Source organism: Citrobacter sp. Igbk 16 (genome assembly GCF_028069755.1).
Lineage (GTDB): Bacteria > Pseudomonadota > Gammaproteobacteria > Enterobacterales > Enterobacteriaceae > Citrobacter.
On the sequence record NZ_JANEWJ010000037.1, the window covers coordinates 16,212 to 33,282 of the forward strand.

Genomic DNA, 17,071 nt, shown 5'->3' on the forward strand with positions numbered 1-17,071 from the left:
TCGGCCTTATGTCGTAATGCTTGATGAGTGTGCTAGTTATAATGTATTGAATTTAAATAAATAATTATTTAATAATCGAATATTAAAACGGATTGTCAGGCCATCGCGCTAGACTGCGCTGAACGTGTTTGCCTCGGTACTCTTTTTTCATGTCTTTTGTCTCTGCGTCCCGACGTATTTTGCCGGGCCTGCTGTCTTTGTGTGTTGTGTTGTCCTCACCGTCTGTCGCCAAAGTTCAGCCCCTCTTATCTGACGCCCATTTAAGCTATGCGGCGCAAATGCGCATGCGTAACCGCGCCCGGCTGCTGAAGCTGTACCACGCGCAGGTAAAAAAGCAGGCAAGTTATGTGGTGGAAGGCAATGCGCAAAGTAAAAGCGCGCTACGCCAGCAAAACAGGACGCTGATTAAGCAGCACCCGGAATGGTTTCCCGGGCCGCTTAAAGCCAGCGATCACCATTGGCAGGCGCTCGCCGAGAACGCACATTTTCTTAGCAGCGATCATTTGCGCAACATCACTGAAGTGGCTATCCATCGTCTTGAGCAGCAGTTGGGAAAGCCCTATCTGTGGGGAGGTACCAATCCGGATGCCGGGTTTGACTGCAGTGGACTGATTTTTTACGCCTACAACAAAATACTGGCAGCAAAGTTGCCCCGTACGGCGAACGAAATGTATCACTATCGACGGGCAACGATTGTGGCTGATCGCGATCTTCGTCGTGGTGATCTCGTGTTCTTTCACATTCACAGTCGGGATATTGCCGATCATATGGGCGTCTATTTGGGGCAGGATCAGTTTATTGAATCACCACGCACGGGAGAAAGTATTCGGGTAAGTCATTTATCTGATGCGTTTTGGCAAGACCATTACCTCGGCGCCCGGCGTATTCTTACGGAGAATACGATTCTTTAATTCATAATCAGCAGGAGTAACGTCATAAAAGCAAAGATCAGTACGCCGACGAAGAGCAACTCGCACAGTTCAAACAGTAAATACGTGGCGGAAGCCTGCTCTTTACGTTTCGGTCGATGTTTTTGGCGGGGGGATGTGCTCGCCTCCTCCTGCCGATGGACAAACTCCATAAACGTTAGCCATTGTCGGGAATAACGACGATGCCCCGGTTCGTGAGGCACCATTTTTTCAGCCTGCTTCCGTGCCATTACATTTCAGTCCCTGTAAGTGTAATGCGATCCCATCAATTGCCTGTATTTCTTACGTAATGTAATAAAGCGACAAAGTAAGTTAAGACTTAAGTTGCCGCCCTGGGTTTACGTTAGCTCAACGCTCCCATAATGTTTAATTCCAGTTCGTCCGGTACTTCGTTATACGACAGTACTTGCAGTCCGGGTGCAAACAGCCGCGCATAGCGCGCGAGCAGAGGACGTAGCTGCGGTGCGACCAGCAGTACCGGCTCTTTACCTGCGGCTTTCATCTGTTCTTTTATCTGCGGCATAGTGGTTTGGAACTGATTAAGCATATTGGGATCGACCGGAACGCTGTCCAGCACTACTTTTCCACCTTGCTGTGCCTGATTAACCACATTCGCCAGCAAGTTCTCCAGCTCATTATTCAGCGTGTATACCGCCAGCTCATCTTTGCGCACAAACGGGTGGGTAATGCTACGGCGCAGCGCGAGGCGGATATCTGCGGTTAACAAAATATGATCCTTGGTAACGGCACTACTGGCGACCAGTACAGTGGCGATCGTGACGATATCGCGCAATGAAACACCGTCAATAAGCAGTGCCCGGTACACCTTCAACAGCTGGCTATAGTTCAATGCAGCACTGAGATCTTCAGCCAGCCGCGGTGCCATCGAGGAGAGGCGATTGTGCAATTGTGTAATATCGTCGTAGTTAAACAGGTCAGGGATGTAGTTGCGGATGACTTTATTCACATGAGTCGCAATCACACTGGCGCTATCGATAACCTGATAACCCATATTGAGCGCTTTTGCTTTCTGCGCCGGTTGAATCCAGGTGACGGGCATCCCGTAAGCCGGATCGTTACCTAACACACCATCAATCTCGCCATAGGTCTCACTGGAGGGGAGCGCCATCAGCTTATCTGCGGGGATATCTGCTTCATCGGCTTTGATTCCGTTGATAAAAATGGCGTACTGCGTGGGTTTCAGCCTGAAGTTTTCGCGAATACGAATTTCTGGTAGCAACACGCCGTTGTTATCGGAGATAACTTGCCGTACGCCGCGAATGCGCTGGGTCAGCGGATTGCCTTTCGATTTATCCACCAGCGACACCAGCTTGTAGCCCAGACTCAGGCTAATGGGTTCAATCAGCGGAATAGTCTCCCAACTGACCTGCAGTTCGCTGGTTTCGGCGATGGCTTTGCTCAGCGTTTCGAGACTCTTCTCTTCAGTTTCTGCGACTTTCGGTCGTTTGCTCATACGCCAGGCGGTAAACCCGAGCAGCCCGCTGAAAATCAGAAACGGGAAGTGCGGCATCCCTGGTACCACCGCCAGCACGAACATAATGCTGGTGGCGGTATACAGCACGGAAGGGCTGGCCAACAGTTGTGTGCGAACGTCGGAAGCAATATCGCCATTATCGCTGACGCGCGTCACGATGATTGCCGCAGCCGTCGATAGCAGCAGAGACGGGATTTGCGCGACCAGGCCGTCACCGATGGTCATCAACACGTATTGCTGGAAGGCCGCCTCGGCACTTAAATCGTATTTAAAGATTCCGATGCAGACACCGCCAATCAGGTTGATCGCCAGTATCATCATCCCGGCGATGGCATCCCCGCGTACGAATTTTGATGCGCCGTCCATTGCACCGTAGAAATCGGCCTCGCTGGCGACATCTTTACGGCGAGTCTGCGCCTGTTGCTGGTTGATAAGCCCGGCATTCAGATCGGCGTCGATCGCCATCTGTTTCCCGGGCATGGCGTCGAGCGTAAAGCGAGCCGAAACTTCGGAGATACGCTCGGCGCCCTTGGTCACCACGATAAAGTTGATTGTAAACAGCGTCAGTAAATCAGAACGAGAAAACATCGTGGCGGCCTTGCATGGTCAATCCATCTTTAACGGCGGTGGGCTTGCGCCACTGAATAAGATTGGCAAGCAACCTCTACCTTCTACGACGAAAAATCAAAGTATCACCCGCGCGAATCTGGATAAAGAGAAAACCGCTGCACCGAAAGAGACGGCAACGGTGAGCGCAGAAACAGAAAAGAAAGCGCGTGATGTGAATGAGAAAACGGCCCTGTTAAAGAAAAAATCGGCGAGCGAGTTGGGTGAGTTGGCAACCGACATTAGCGTGATTGCCAGGAATGCGCATATGGAAGCCAACCTGGAGATGGAGATTGTGCCCCAGGGGCTACGCGTATTGATTAAAGACGACCAGAACCGGAATATGTTTGAACGGGGTAGCGCCAGAATTACGCCCTTTTTTAACGCGCTGCTGGTAGAACTGGCCCCGGTGTTTGATTCACTGGACAACAAACTCATCATTACCGGCCATACGGACGCGATGAGTTACAAGAGCAATGTCTATAACAACTGGAATCTCTCCGGCGACCGTGCACTGTCGGCCCGTCGTGTGCTGGAGGATGCCGGAATGCCTCAGAGTAAAGTGATGCAGGTTAGCGCGATGGCCGATCAAATGCTGCTGGATGCCAAGAATCCTGAAAGTGCAGGTAACCGGCGCATTGAGATCATGGTGTTGACGCAAAGTGCCTCTGACACGCTGTATCAATATTTTGGCCAGCACGGAGAGAAAATTGTGCAGCCGCTGGTAAGCAAGCTGGATAAACAAAAGAAGGTGATGTCTTTGCGCCAACAACCTGCTCCCGTCGTTCATTAAGGGGTTTTTCGCCCTTCACATCATGGGGGGCATAATCCCGTCTGGCATTCATCATGGGTTTGTCATTTTTCGGGACGGGTGCAGGCTTCTCATAATATAAAAAATACTGTATACTTAAACAGTATTGTGGGAGGCGAGCGATGCGCAAAATCATACATGTCGATATGGACTGCTTTTTCGCGGCGGTGGAAATGCGTGATAACCCGGCCCTGTGCGACATCCCCATTGCTATTGGTGGCAGTCGCGAACGCCGGGGAGTCATCAGCACCGCCAATTACCCGGCACGAAAGTTTGGTGTGCGTAGCGCAATGCCTACGGGTATGGCGCTAAAACTGTGCCCGCATCTCACCTTATTACCCGGCCGTTACGACGCATATAAAGAGGCCTCTCGCCAGATTCAGGCCATCTTCTCTCGCTACACTTCGCTCATCGAACCCCTTTCGCTGGATGAAGCCTATCTTGATGTGACCGACAGTCCGCACTGCCACGGCTCGGCTACGCTGATAGCACAAGAGATCCGTCAGACGATTTTCAACGAACTACAGCTAACCGCTTCTGCGGGGGTTGCTCCGGTTAAATTTCTGGCCAAAATCGCCTCCGACCTGAATAAACCCAACGGGCAATATGTGATTACTCCCGCGGATGTTCCCGAATTCCTCAGAACGTTACCGTTGGGGAAAATACCCGGCGTCGGCAAAGTCTCTGCCGCGAAACTGGAATCGATGGGATTGCGGACCTGTGAAGATGTTCAAAAATACGATCTGGCCCTGCTGCTTAAGCGGTTTGGTAAGTTTGGTCGTGTGCTGTGGGAACGTAGTCAGGGAATTGATGAGCGCGATGTGAATAACGACAGGCTGCGAAAGTCAGTCGGTGTCGAGCGCACGCTGGCGGAAGATATTCATGAATGGTCGGAGTGTGAGGCGATTATTGAGCGACTCTACCCGGAACTGGAGCGGCGGCTGGCAAAGGTTAAACCTGATCTCTTCATCGCCCGTCAGGGGGTGAAGTTAAAGTTTAATGATTTTCAGCAGACGACGCAGGAACACGTCTGGCCGCGCTTAAATAAAGAGGATCTGATCGCGACGGCGCGCAATACCTGGAATGAACGTCGGGGAGGGCGCGGGGTAAGGCTGGTGGGATTACACGTAACGCTGCTGGATCCGCAGATGGAAAGACAGCTACTGTTGGGGATTTGACGCTAACGTATTGCCGGATGGCGGCGTAAACGCCTTATCCGGCCTACAAATCAGTGAGCAGGCCGGATGGCGACGTAAATGCCTTATCCAGCCTACAAACCAGCGTGCAGGCCGGATGGCGACGTAAATGCCTTATCCAGCCTACAAACCAGCGTGCAGGCCGGATGGCGACGTAAATGCCTTATCCGGCCTACAAATCAGCGTGCAGGCCGGATGGCGACGTAAATGCCTTATCCAGCCTACAAACCAGCGCGTAGGCCGGATAAGCGCAGCGCCATCCGGCATTTATTGCAGAGACTTACTTCGCGGGAATAGACTTCAGCAGCTCGGTCAGAAGCGTCCAGTAATGACCGACGCTTTCAATATGAACCTGCTCATCCGGAGAGTGCGGACCGGTGATAGTCGGCCCAATGGAAACCATGTCCATATCCGGATACGGTTTCTTGAACAGACCGCATTCCAGACCTGCGTGGATAATCTGGATATTCGGCGTCTTGTTGAACAGACGCTGATAGGTTTCACGCACCAGGTGCATAACCGGTGAGTTTGCATCCGGCTGCCAGCCAGGATACGCACCTTTGGCTTCCGTTTTCGCGCCAGCCAGCTTGCCCAGGGAATCCAGCATGCTTACCACGTAGTCTTTACCGCTGTCGATCAGCGAACGAACCAGGCAGTGAATCTGTACATTATCGTCAGTCATGGTCACAACGCCAACGTTCAGCGAGGTTTCTACAACGCCTTTTGCCACGTCGGAATTGCGGATTACACCGTTTGGCGTCGCGTTCAGCAGACGAATGAAGCTATCGCGAGACTGGGTAGTCAGTGCGGCTTTGTCGTTGCTGACGGCATCCAGCAGCAGCGCCAGATTCTTCTCTTTTGCTTCCAGCTCGTTTTTCAGGATCTCCTGATACGTGCTGACCAACGCTTTTAACGCATCAACTTTATCGGCAGCAACGGCGAGGGTCGCAAAGGCTTCGCGCGGAATAGCGTTACGCAGCGTACCGCCGTTGAAGTCAACCAGACGCAGATCCAGATCCTGGGCGTGGCCTGCCAGGAAGCGTACCAGCAGCTTGTTGGCATTACCGAGGCCAACGTGGATTTCGCCACCGGAGTGACCGCCTTTCAGGCCTTTTAAGGTCAGCTTAAAGTTCTGGAAGCCAGCAGGAATAGCTTCACGGGACAGCGGCAGGTTAGAGGTGAAGTCGATACCCCCTGCGCAACCCATGTAGATCTCACCTTCTTCTTCAGAGTCGGTGTTGATCAGGATATCAGCCTGCAGCCAGTTCGCCTGCAGACCAAATGCGCCGTCCATGCCCGCTTCTTCGGTCATGGTCAGCAGCACTTCCAGCGGACCGTGTACCACATTGTCATCAGCCAGTACCGCCAGCGCAGACGCCATACCGATACCGTTATCTGCACCCAGCGTGGTACCACGGGCTTTTACCCATTCGCCATCAATATAAGGCTGGATCGGATCTTTGGTGAAGTCGTGCACGGTGTCGTTATTTTTTTGCGGGACCATATCCAGGTGCGCCTGCAAAACGACCGGCTTGCGATTTTCCATTCCTGCGGTAGCGGGTTTACGAATCAGGATATTACCAACCTGATCGCGCTCGACGTGGAAACCTTTCTCCTGGGCCCAGCTCAGAATGTGTTCAGCGAGTTGCTCTTCATGGTAGGACGGATGAGGAATAGAACAGATTTTGGCAAAAATATCCCACAGCGGTTGCGGGGATAACTGAGACAGTTCAGACACGTTGAGTCTCCTTGGCGATGTCCTACAAAATTGACTTGCAGGCCACGGGGTTAGCGGAATTAAAAACACCACAAGTCAGGCTTGCGCGATGCGATTGAGAATACCACTTTCTTCGCTGACGGCTAGTATAAAGCATGCAAAAAGAGGCGCGGATTCCGCGAAACACTGGTTTTTAGTGCGTCAGGTCTCTATAATCTCGCGCAACCTGGTTCACCCTCAATTTATTAATTAGCCGTAGATAAACAGGCTGGGACACTTCACATGAGCGAAAAATACGTCGTCACCTGGGACATGTTGCAAGTCCATGCACGTAAACTGGCAAGCCGCCTGATGCCTTCTGAACAATGGAAAGGCATTATTGCCGTTAGCCGTGGTGGTCTGGTGCCGGGCGCATTGCTGGCGCGTGAATTGGGCATTCGTCATGTCGATACCGTATGCATCTCCAGCTACGATCACGACAATCAGCGCGAACTGAAAGTGCTGAAGCGTGCGGAAGGTGACGGTGAAGGTTTCATCGTGATCGATGACCTGGTAGACACCGGTGGTACCGCCGTTGCTATCCGCGAAATGTATCCTAAAGCGCATTTCGTCACGATCTTCGCTAAGCCGGCAGGTCGCCCGCTGGTGAATGACTATGTGGTTGATATCCCGCAGGATACCTGGATTGAGCAGCCGTGGGATATGGGCGTGGTATTTGTTCCGCCGATCTCTGGTCGCTAATCTAAAAAGTTTTCAACGCCCGCACTGCCGGGCGTTGTTCTTTTTGTGCGGTGTCAGGTTACACTATGCCTTAGTGAGTACTCATGGAGGCCGTAATCATGTCGCAGGCTAACCTCAGCGAAGTTCTGTTTAAACCCCGCTTCAAACATCCTGAAACGTCAACGTTGGTTCGTCGTTTTAACCACGGCGCGCAACCGTCTGTGCAGTCCGCTCTGGATGGCAAAACAATCCCGCACTGGTATCGCATGGTGAATCGCCTGATGTGGATCTGGCGTGGGGTCGATCCGCGTGAAATCCTTGAGGTGCAGGCGCGTATCGTCATGAGCGAAGCCGAACGCACGGATAAAGAGCTCTACGATACGGTCATTGGCTATCGTGGTGGAAACTGGATCTACGAGTGGGCGAAGCAGGCGATGGACTGGCAGCAGAAAGCGTCTATGGAAGAGGACCCGCAGGTGAGTGGTCGCCACTGGCTGCATGCCTCCACGCTGTACAATATTGCTGCATACCCGCATTTAAAAGGTGATGAGCTGGCAGAACAGGCGCAGGCCCTGGCCAACCGCGCTTACGAAGAGGCGGCCCAACGACTGCCAGGTACGCTGCGCGAGATGGAATTTGCCGTTGCCGGCGGTGCGCCGGTAACCGGTTTCCTGCACATGCCAAAAGGCGACGGCCCGTTCCCGACAGTGCTGATGTGCGGCGGCCTGGATTCCATGCAAACCGACTACTACACCCTGTATGAGCGCTATTTCGCTCCGCGTGGTATTGCCATGCTGACGCTGGATATGCCTTCGGTCGGATTCTCGTCAAAATGGAAATTGACCCAGGATTCCAGCCTGCTGCATCAACATGTATTAAAAGCGCTGCCAAATATTCCCTGGGTTGATCATACCCGTGTGGCAGCATTCGGTTTTCGCTTTGGCGCTAACGTCGCAGTACGCCTGGCCTATCTTGAATCGTCGCGCCTGAAAGCTGTGGCCTGTCTGGGACCGGTGGTCCATGCGCTGCTTAGCGACCCACAGCGTCAGGCTTCAGTACCGGAAATGTATCTTGACGTTCTGGCCAGCCGTCTGGGGATGCACGATGCGTCCGATGAAGCACTTCGCGTCGAGCTAAACCGCTATTCATTAAAGGTACAAGGGCTGCTGGGCCGTCGCTGTCCAACGCCAATGCTCTCGGGGTTCTGGAAAAACGATCCGTTTAGTCCGGAAGAGGAGTCTCGCTTAATTACTTCGTCATCTTCTGACGGTAAGCTGCTGGAGGTTCCGTTCAACCCGGTGTATCGCAATTTTGACAAAGCGCTGCAAGAAATTACCGGGTGGATCAATCATAGATTGTGTTAATAGATTGCTAAATTTTATTGGTTTGGTAAAACAGTTGCTTCACCTAAGGAGATCGCAATGACGTTACCGAGTGGACACCCGAAAAGCAGATTGATCAAAAAATTCACCGCGCTTGGCCCATACATCCGCGAAGGGCAGTGCGAAGATAATCGATTCTTTTTCGATTGTCTGGCTGTTTGCGTCAATGTGAAACCGGCGCCAGAGAAACGTGAATTTTGGGGCTGGTGGATGGAGCTGGAAGCGCAGGAAAAACGCTTTACGTACAGCTACCAGTTTGGTTTGTTCGATAAAGACGGCAACTGGACAGCTGTGCCGATTAAAGAGACTGAAGTGGTAGAGCGACTGGAATACACCTTACGCGAGTTTCATGAAAAGTTGCGTGGGTTGTTAACGACGCTGAATCTGGCGCTGGAGCCTGCTGACGACTTTAAGGATGAGCCGGTTAAATTAACGGCATAATGAACAGAAAAAAACCGGATGGCGGCGCAACCCCATCCGGTTTTTTTTATGCTATACCCTAACTAATTCGAGTTGCAGGACAAAACGGCCCGGCCGTTTTGAACAGCGCTGGCGCTGGGCCCGAAGGGGCGAGGCCAAAGGCCGAGTAAAGCCAACGCACATGCAGCTTGAAATATGACGGGTATAATCAGAACTGGTAGACCATACCGACAGCAACGATATCATCATCGTTGATGCCCAGCTTATTATTGCTATCCAGTTGGTTGATTTTATAATCAACAAAGGCTGACATATTTTTGTTGAAATAATAGGTCGCACCCACGTCGATATAATTCACCAGATCTTCATCGCCTACGCCTTCAATATCTTTGCCTTTTGACAGCACATAACCCAGAGATGGACGCAGACCAAAGTCAAACTGGTACTGAGCGACCACTTCGAAGTTCTGAGTTTTGTTAGCAAAGCCACCGGAAATAGGTGTCATATTGCGTGTTTCAGAATAGAACGTTGCCAGATAAATATCATTGGCATCATATTTTAAACCTGTTGCCCAGGATTCTGCTTTATCGCCGGTACCCCGGTTTTGCAGGTTCTGCTGATTGGTACGGTCGGAGTTGGTATATGCACCACTGATAGCGAAATCGCTGCCGCCAAAGTCATACGTCACGGAGGTACCAAAGCCGTCGCCGTTCTGTTTTTTCACATCGCGATCCTGGTTTTTGCCCTGATATTGCAGGGTAAGATCCAGACCATCAACAACGCCGAAGAAGTCGGTATTACGGTAAGTGGCCAGGCCGCTGGCACGTTTGGTCATAAAGTTATCGGTCTGTGCGGAAGAGTCACCGCCGAATTCCGGGAACATATCCGTCCACGCTTCCACGTCATACAGCGCACCCAGGTTACGACCATAATCAAACGAACCAAAATCTTTTAATTTCACACCGGCGAAAGCCAGACGTGTTTTTTGCTGATTGGTTTCGTTTTCCGCTTTATTTCCTGCGAACTCAGCTTCCCAACGACCATAACCGGTCAGTTGATCGTTAATTTGCGTTTCGCCTTTAAAACCTAAGCGGATATAGCTCTGGTCGCCATCTTTGCTGTCATAATCAGTCATGTAGTGCATCGCTTTGACTTTGCCATACAAGTCCAGTTTATTACTGTTCTTGTTATAGACTTCTGCCGCCTGTACGGACGCCGATGCAACAATTCCCATCACCACTAATGCCAGAGTGCTCTTTTTCATTTTCATTCCTGATTTAAAGTACGCGCTAATATTTACTGGGTGTGATCCCCGTTAAAAGACAGGAAGGTTTTTAACGTCTGGCAATGAACGTTTTATGACAAAGTAAGAATATTTTTAAAAAAGAATGTTTTTTTGTGTCTGTAATAAATGCGTCAAAATCTGCCGCTACGCTTGCTGATCCTGCGCAATAAAATTTCATGCTTTGTGCGCTGGCTGTTGGCAACCGGAGCCAGTCCTGCTAAAACGTTCGTTTGATATCATTTTCCCCAATTTTGAATGGCAGAGAATCATGAGTGACAGCCAGACGCTGGTGGTAAAACTTGGCACCAGTGTGTTAACGGGCGGATCGCGCCGCCTGAACCGCGCCCATATCGTCGAACTGGTTCGCCAGTGCGCGCAGCTCCATGCCGCAGGGCATCGTATTGTTATCGTTACCTCGGGCGCGATTGCCGCCGGGCGCGAGCATCTTGGTTACCCTGAACTCCCGGCGACGATAGCGTCGAAACAACTGTTGGCGGCGGTAGGGCAGAGTCGATTGATTCAATTATGGGAACAGCTGTTCTCAATTTACGGTATTCATATCGGCCAGATGCTGCTGACGCGTGCGGATATGGAAGACAGAGAGCGCTTCCTTAATGCCCGCGATACGCTACGCGCGCTGCTGGATAACAATATCGTTCCCGTCATCAATGAGAACGACGCAGTGGCGACTGCTGAAATTAAAGTCGGTGATAACGACAACCTTTCGGCGCTGGCGGCGATCCTGGCGGGTGCCGATAAGCTGCTGCTGTTGACCGATCAACAGGGCCTGTTCACCGCCGATCCGCGTACTAACCCGCAGGCGGAACTGATCAAAGACGTTCACGGCATTGATGATGCGCTGCGCGCCGTTGCCGGGGATAGCGTCTCGGGTCTGGGAACCGGCGGCATGGGGACTAAATTACAGGCTGCCGACGTGGCCTGCCGCGCGGGTATCGACACCATTATCGCCGCAGGCAGCAAGCCGGGCGTCATTGGTGATGTGATGGAAGGTGTTTCCGTCGGTACCCGTTTTCATGCGCAGGCTTCTCCGTTGGAAAACCGTAAACGCTGGATTTTCGGTGCTCCGCCTGCCGGGGAGATTACCGTCGATGAAGGTGCGACCGCGGCGATTCTGGAGCGCGGCAGTTCATTGCTGCCAAAAGGCATTAAAAGCGTGACAGGCGACTTCTCTCGTGGTGAAGTGATCCGCATCTGCAACCTTGAAGGGCGTGATATTGCCCACGGCGTCACCCGCTATAATAGTGATGCGCTACGCCGTATTGCCGGGCACCACTCACAACAGATTGACACTATTCTTGGCTATGAATATGGCCCGGTAGCTGTCCATCGCGACGATATGATTACCCGTTAAGGAACAGGCATATGCTGGAACAAATGGGCATTGCTGCCAAAGCTGCGTCATATAAGCTGGCGCTACTCTCCAGCCGCGAAAAAAACCGCGTGCTGGAAACCATTGCTGATGAGCTGGAAGCGCAAACGGAAAGCATCCTCAGCGCGAACGCACAGGACGTTGAGCAGGCGCGTGAAAATGGCCTGAGCGAAGCGATGCTTGATCGCCTCGCACTGACCCCGGCACGCCTGAAAGCGATTGCTGACGACGTGCGTCAGGTGTGTAATCTCGCTGACCCGGTCGGGCAGGTGATTGACGGCGGTCTGCTGGATAGCGGCCTGCGTCTGGAGCGTCGTCGCGTGCCGCTGGGCGTGATTGGCGTGATTTATGAAGCGCGTCCTAACGTCACCGTTGATGTGGCTTCGCTGTGCCTGAAAACGGGCAATGCAGCGATTCTGCGCGGTGGAAAAGAGACGTACCGGACGAACGCCGCCACTGTTGCCGTGATCCAGCATGCGCTGCAAGCCTGCGGTTTACCGGCCGCTGCGGTGCAGTCGATTGATAACCCGGATCGCGCGCTGGTCACTGAAATGCTGCGGATGGATAAGTACATCGATATGCTGATCCCTCGCGGTGGCGCAGGGCTGCACAAGCTGTGTCGTGAACAGTCGACTATCCCGGTTATCACCGGTGGTATTGGCGTATGTCATATCTATGTAGATGATACGGCTGAGATCGCCCCGGCGCTGAAGATTATCGCCAACGCCAAAACCCAGCGCCCGAGCACGTGTAACACTGTCGAGACACTGTTGGTGAATCAGAGTATCGCTGAGCGCTTCCTGCCTGCACTAAGCCAGCAAATGGCAGAAAGCGGCGTGACGCTTCATGCAGATGATGCCGCACTAGCCGTGTTGCAGGCCGGACCGGCAAACGTCGTGGCGGTAAAAGCGGAACAGTATGACGATGAGTTTTTGTCGCTGGATCTGAACGTGAAGATTGTCGCCGATCTGGATGACGCCATTGCCCATATTCGCGAACACGGCACCCAGCACTCTGATGCGATTCTGACGCGCACGCTCAGCAATGCCAACCGTTTTGTGAATGAAGTCGATTCTTCCGCCGTGTACGTAAACGCCTCTACCCGTTTTACCGATGGCGGTCAGTTTGGGCTCGGTGCGGAAGTCGCCGTGAGCACGCAAAAATTACACGCGCGTGGCCCAATGGGGCTGGAAGCACTGACCACTTACAAGTGGATTGGCTTTGGTGACGACACGATTCGTGCGTAATTGAAACCGGGTGATGCAAAAATAGGCGTTTGATTCACAAGGCCATTGACGCATCGCCCGGTTAGTTTTAACCTTCTACCCCGTGTTCGCATTCGTGGACATGTCCTTATCAGGGCCGATATAGCTCAGTTGGTAGAGCAGCGCATTCGTAATGCGAAGGTCGTAGGTTCGACTCCTATTATCGGCACCATCTCAACTTCCTCAAACGTCCGTATTAGTCCGTAAATCGCCTGATTTATAACGTTTTTTCTTCTTTTAAGTCCATAGTAGTCCGTAACCATCCAGTAGAATCCGGTACTGAATGTGTATAGGATTGTGTATATGTTCCTGTTCGGTCTGGATTCCTATACACATGCCTTTAAACGATATGCAGATTCGCCGCGCTAAGCCTGAAGCTAAAGCCTATACACTTGGAGATGGGCAAGGGCTATCTTTGCTTATAGAACCTAATGGAAGCAAGAGCTGGCGGTTCCGCTATCGTTTTGCCGGTAAACCAAAAATGATCTCGCTGGGTGTGTACCCGACGATCACACTTGCCGATGCGCGTTCTCGTCGCGACGATGCACGAAAACTGGTAGCCGAAGGGAAGAATCCGAGCGAGGTTCGAAAAGAGCAAAAGATTGCTTTGCAAACGGAATCCGAGAGCGCGTTTGAAAAGATAGCCACAGAATGGCATCAGATGAAGTCTACCAAATGGTCAGAGGGCTATGCATCAGACATCATGGAAGCGTTTCAGAACGACATCTTTCCTTATGTAGGGGAAAGACCTGTCGGCGAAATCAAACCGTTAGAACTGCTTAATGTGCTGCGTAAAATTGAGAAACGCGGTGCGTTAGAGAAAATGCGGAAAGTTCGACAGCGTTGTTCAGAGGTTTTTCGTTATGCGATAGCTACAGGAAGGGCTGAATTTAATCCTGCAGCAGATCTCTCTAGTGCTCTCGAAGTGCATCAATCAAATCACTTCCCGTTCCTAAAAGCTGATGAGATACCTGATTTTCTGCGTGCTTTAGATAGCTACACAGGGAGTCGGCTTGTCCAAATCGCTACGAAATTACTAATGATCACTGGTGTCAGAACCATCGAATTACGAGCTGCATTATGGTCAGAGTTTGATCTGGATAACGCTATTTGGGAAATTCCTGCTGAAAGGATGAAAATGCGTAAGGCACACCTTGTGCCATTGTCGACTCAGGCGTTAGATTTACTCAAAGAACTTGAAATTATGACAAAGAACTATCGTTATGTTTTTCCTGGACGGAATGACCCAAACAAGCCTATGAGTGAAGCGAGTATTAATCAAGTTATCAAACGAATTGGCTACAGTGGAAGAGTAACAGGACATGGATTTAGACATACAATGTCAACAATATTACATGAGAATGGATATGAGAGTGTTTGGGTTGAAATGCAACTAGCTCATGTTGATAAAAATAGTATAAGAGGTACGTACAATCATGCGCAATATTTAGATAAAAGAAGAGATATGATGCAGTCGTACTCTAATATGATTTTACCAAAAGGATATTTATGAGTTACAAAATTAATTATGTGAGTATCGGTGGGGTAAGTATTCTACTTCATCAATATATTGATAATGAGCAAAATTTGTTCACTATCCTTATAGGTAAAAATGGCTCTGGAAAAAGCAGGGTATTGAGCGCAATTAATAATGTTTTATGCTCTGTTTTTGTTAAAAATAAACTCCTGAAAAGAGATATTGGCACTGTAAGTCAATATAAACAAGATGAATACTATCTTTCAATCAGTGGTTCTCAAGATGGAGATGAATTCAGCATTAACGTAAAAGGAAGGAGCATATTTCTTGAAGGTTGTGGGGATGTCAATAAAGTATGCCCTAAAAAGATAATTTCTGCTTCTACAAGTCCATTTAATAAATTTCCAGAAGAGAGTTTGTATTTTTCTGAGAACAACGTTAGTGCAAGTTTTTATAAATATTATGGGCTTGATGATAAATCAAAGAACAGAGCTTTATTATCACTTGTGCAACGAGTTTTTTTCTCTGTTAATGATGGTTTTCTTACTAAAAACCGCTTCACTGTAAAAAAACTACTAAACTTTTTAGGGCTGAATGAATGCTTTGAGATTCATTTCAGAATGAAGCATGGAATAAATAAATTCATGACGAACTTGGAGTCGATGAGTATTCGGGATTTCATGAATTATATATCAAGTGTTTCTCAAAGAGACTTGTCATATTTACAAAGCAAATATGACATAAATTATGCAAAGTTAAGAGATGCATTTGTAGCTCTGAATGATTATTGCGTCAAGCATGATTTCTCTCGAATAGTCACGTTTACGGTTGATAACACATCATTAAGACTTGGTAAAAAAACAAAAGAGTTTATATCGGCAGTTAAAATACTATCAGATATTGGATTGTTCAATGTTCATGACATAATAGTTAGCAGGAAAATCAAGCGGGAAGTAGATGACTGGCAGTGGTGGTCCGAGCCTACAGAACCTTTCAGTATTAATGATGCTAGTTCAGGGCAGCAATGTATTTTATTGAATATACTTGGGATTGCATCGAGCATTGAGGATAATTCTTTAGTATTGATTGATGAACCTGAAATAAGCTTGCATCCTGAGTGGCAAGAGAATTACATTCAGTTGTTAATGGATTCTTTTACGCATATTAAAGGTTGTCACTTTATTATTGCCACGCACTCACCTCAGATTGTATCTAAATTAAAAAATAAAAATTGTTTTGTGTCTTTGATTGAGCAGGAGGAGGTTATTGCCGCTTGCGATATTATTAATAAGTCTGCTGATTTTCAATTGGCAACATTATTTGATGCTCCTGGTGTTGAGAATGAATATTTAAAAAGAGTTGCTGTTAATATATTGTCAGCATTATCAAAAGGAACTTATAATAAAGAACTACATGCTAACGATCTTGATTTGCTTTTGAAGAATAGAGATAAGGTTGAGCAGGGCGATAGTGTAAAGCAACTAATAGACCTAGCCATTGAAATAGCAGGGATGTTTTCAAATGATAAAGTCAATTAAATACTCTAAAAAAAGCCTTGATGAAATTGCTGATAAAAAAGAACAGCCTAATTTTTGTGGTGCTTCTTGGGCTGATGAAGATGTTGATTTAATTAGGAAGGAAATAAAGGATTATTATATAAAGGAGCAAAGTCATACATGTGTATATTGTAAGCAAGTCTTTAAAAGCAGTAATGGACGTACCTGGGATATAGAACATATTATCTCCAGAGAAGCGGTACATGAGTTTATGTTTGAGCCTGAGAATTTATGTGTTTCATGTCCTGATTGTAACCAACGAAAAGGAGCTGGGAAGGTTACAAAAAGTAAGGCTAGAAAAAAGCTGCCCAGTACATCCAGTGATTATTTTATCGTTCACCCACACTTTGATAATTATGAACACCATATAGAAGCAGTAAAACCAGGTGAGTTCTATTTTTCCAAGAGTTCAAAGGGAGAGTTTACAATATCTTTGTGTGGTTTGAATCGTTTCTATGAATTTGCAGGATACGATCCTGCTGTAGCTGCGAGTGACTTAATTTTGCAATATGCCGACCTCTTATCAAGAACACAAGATCATGATAAAAGGAAATATCTATTGCGCCAAATTAGTGCGTTAACTCTAAAAGAGCTTTTAGTAGCTGATGAAAGCGATTAATTGCATTAATGACATTAGCGCGCAATGCTCTCCCCGCCACGCCTGCCCGCTTCGTGGGGCGCTTTTAATGCAGGTGTATGAAGTGGCTCAGGCCGCGCCAGTACTGGTGCGGCGGGGTGTGGAAAATTCAGGTTTTTGCATGCAAAGCCATGCAGCGTAGGCATGCATGGCTATTTTTATTAAAAAGACGGGTATTTTCGGGG

14 protein-coding genes, 1 tRNA gene and 1 pseudogene are annotated in these 17,071 nt (G+C 49.3%); 12 read left to right on the forward strand and 4 right to left on the reverse strand.

Features of this window, described 5'->3' with window-relative positions; all coding sequences use genetic code 11:
* Positions 1-149 precede the first annotated feature (149 nt).
* Positions 150-911 (forward strand): C40 family peptidase, encoded by a 762-nt coding sequence (locus tag NNO03_RS19585; RefSeq protein ID WP_271450289.1) that lies wholly within the window; start codon positions 150-152, stop codon positions 909-911.
* On the opposite strand, the gene NNO03_RS19590 is transcribed toward NNO03_RS19585, so the two are convergent.
* The gene (locus tag NNO03_RS19590) at positions 908-1,159 is read right to left on the reverse strand and encodes a hypothetical protein (protein WP_271450290.1); all 252 of its coding nucleotides are present in this window, start codon (positions 1,157-1,159) and stop codon (positions 908-910) included. The genes NNO03_RS19585 and NNO03_RS19590 overlap by 4 nt on opposite strands.
* A gap of 113 nt (positions 1,160-1,272) precedes the next feature.
* Positions 1,273-2,976: pseudogene (locus NNO03_RS19595) on the reverse strand (flagellar biosynthesis protein FlhA); the annotation flags it as partial.
* Here NNO03_RS19595 and lafU point away from each other — a divergent pair.
* Together lafU and dinB are read left to right on the forward strand one after the other, a co-directional pair.
* Complete coding sequence (gene lafU / locus NNO03_RS19600) at positions 2,903-3,823, forward strand: putative lateral flagellar export/assembly protein LafU (RefSeq protein WP_271450291.1); 921 nt, start codon at positions 2,903-2,905, stop codon at positions 3,821-3,823. The pseudogene NNO03_RS19595 and the gene lafU sit on opposite strands and share 74 nt — an antisense overlap.
* A gap of 140 nt (positions 3,824-3,963) precedes the next feature.
* Positions 3,964-5,019: a DNA polymerase IV gene (dinB, locus tag NNO03_RS19605; RefSeq protein ID WP_271442040.1), complete on the forward strand. Its 1,056-nt coding sequence runs from the start codon at positions 3,964-3,966 to the stop codon at positions 5,017-5,019.
* Between the two features lie 298 nt (positions 5,020-5,317).
* Here dinB and pepD read toward each other — a convergent pair whose 3' ends face one another.
* Complete coding sequence (gene pepD / locus NNO03_RS19610; protein WP_271450292.1) at positions 5,318-6,775, reverse strand: cytosol nonspecific dipeptidase; 1,458 nt, start codon at positions 6,773-6,775, stop codon at positions 5,318-5,320.
* A gap of 261 nt (positions 6,776-7,036) precedes the next feature.
* Here pepD and gpt point away from each other — a divergent pair, with 261 nt between their 5' ends.
* From gpt to crl, 3 genes are all read left to right on the forward strand, one after another.
* Complete coding sequence (gpt, locus tag NNO03_RS19615; RefSeq protein ID WP_048212530.1) at positions 7,037-7,495, forward strand: xanthine phosphoribosyltransferase; 459 nt, start codon at positions 7,037-7,039, stop codon at positions 7,493-7,495.
* Between the two features lie 98 nt (positions 7,496-7,593).
* Positions 7,594-8,838, forward strand: a complete 1,245-nt coding sequence (gene frsA / locus NNO03_RS19620) for an esterase FrsA (RefSeq protein ID WP_271442038.1) — start codon at positions 7,594-7,596, stop codon at positions 8,836-8,838.
* A 57-nt stretch (positions 8,839-8,895) separates the two neighbouring features.
* Entirely contained in the window at positions 8,896-9,297 is a 402-nt protein-coding gene (crl, locus tag NNO03_RS19625) for a sigma factor-binding protein Crl (protein WP_005133595.1), read from the forward strand.
* Positions 9,298-9,484: 187 nt separating this feature from the next.
* On the opposite strand, the gene phoE is transcribed toward crl, so the two are convergent.
* Positions 9,485-10,540: a phosphoporin PhoE gene (phoE, locus tag NNO03_RS19630; RefSeq protein ID WP_137384434.1), complete on the reverse strand. Its 1,056-nt coding sequence runs from the start codon at positions 10,538-10,540 to the stop codon at positions 9,485-9,487.
* 289 nt (positions 10,541-10,829) lie between these two features.
* Between phoE and proB the strand changes: the two genes are divergently transcribed.
* From proB to NNO03_RS19660, 6 genes are all read left to right on the forward strand, one after another.
* The gene (proB, locus tag NNO03_RS19635; RefSeq protein WP_271450293.1) at positions 10,830-11,933 is read left to right on the forward strand and encodes a glutamate 5-kinase; all 1,104 of its coding nucleotides are present in this window, start codon (positions 10,830-10,832) and stop codon (positions 11,931-11,933) included.
* A gap of 11 nt (positions 11,934-11,944) precedes the next feature.
* Positions 11,945-13,198, forward strand: coding sequence for a glutamate-5-semialdehyde dehydrogenase (gene proA / locus NNO03_RS19640; RefSeq protein ID WP_271450294.1), 1,254 nt, complete (start codon positions 11,945-11,947; stop codon positions 13,196-13,198).
* Between the two features lie 114 nt (positions 13,199-13,312).
* Positions 13,313-13,388 (forward strand) — tRNA-Thr (locus NNO03_RS19645).
* Between the two features lie 162 nt (positions 13,389-13,550).
* Positions 13,551-14,729 (forward strand): tyrosine-type recombinase/integrase, encoded by a 1,179-nt coding sequence (locus NNO03_RS19650; RefSeq protein ID WP_271450295.1) that lies wholly within the window; start codon positions 13,551-13,553, stop codon positions 14,727-14,729.
* Positions 14,726-16,231 carry an AAA family ATPase gene (locus NNO03_RS19655; protein WP_271450296.1) on the forward strand — a complete coding sequence of 502 codons (1,506 nt, stop codon included), beginning with the start codon at positions 14,726-14,728 and terminating at the stop codon, positions 16,229-16,231. The genes NNO03_RS19650 and NNO03_RS19655 overlap by 4 nt, the downstream gene beginning before the upstream one ends.
* The gene (locus NNO03_RS19660) at positions 16,215-16,868 is read left to right on the forward strand and encodes an HNH endonuclease (protein WP_271450297.1); all 654 of its coding nucleotides are present in this window, start codon (positions 16,215-16,217) and stop codon (positions 16,866-16,868) included. Before NNO03_RS19655 ends, NNO03_RS19660 begins: the two co-directional genes overlap by 17 nt.
* The last annotated feature ends 203 nt before the right edge of the window (positions 16,869-17,071 follow it).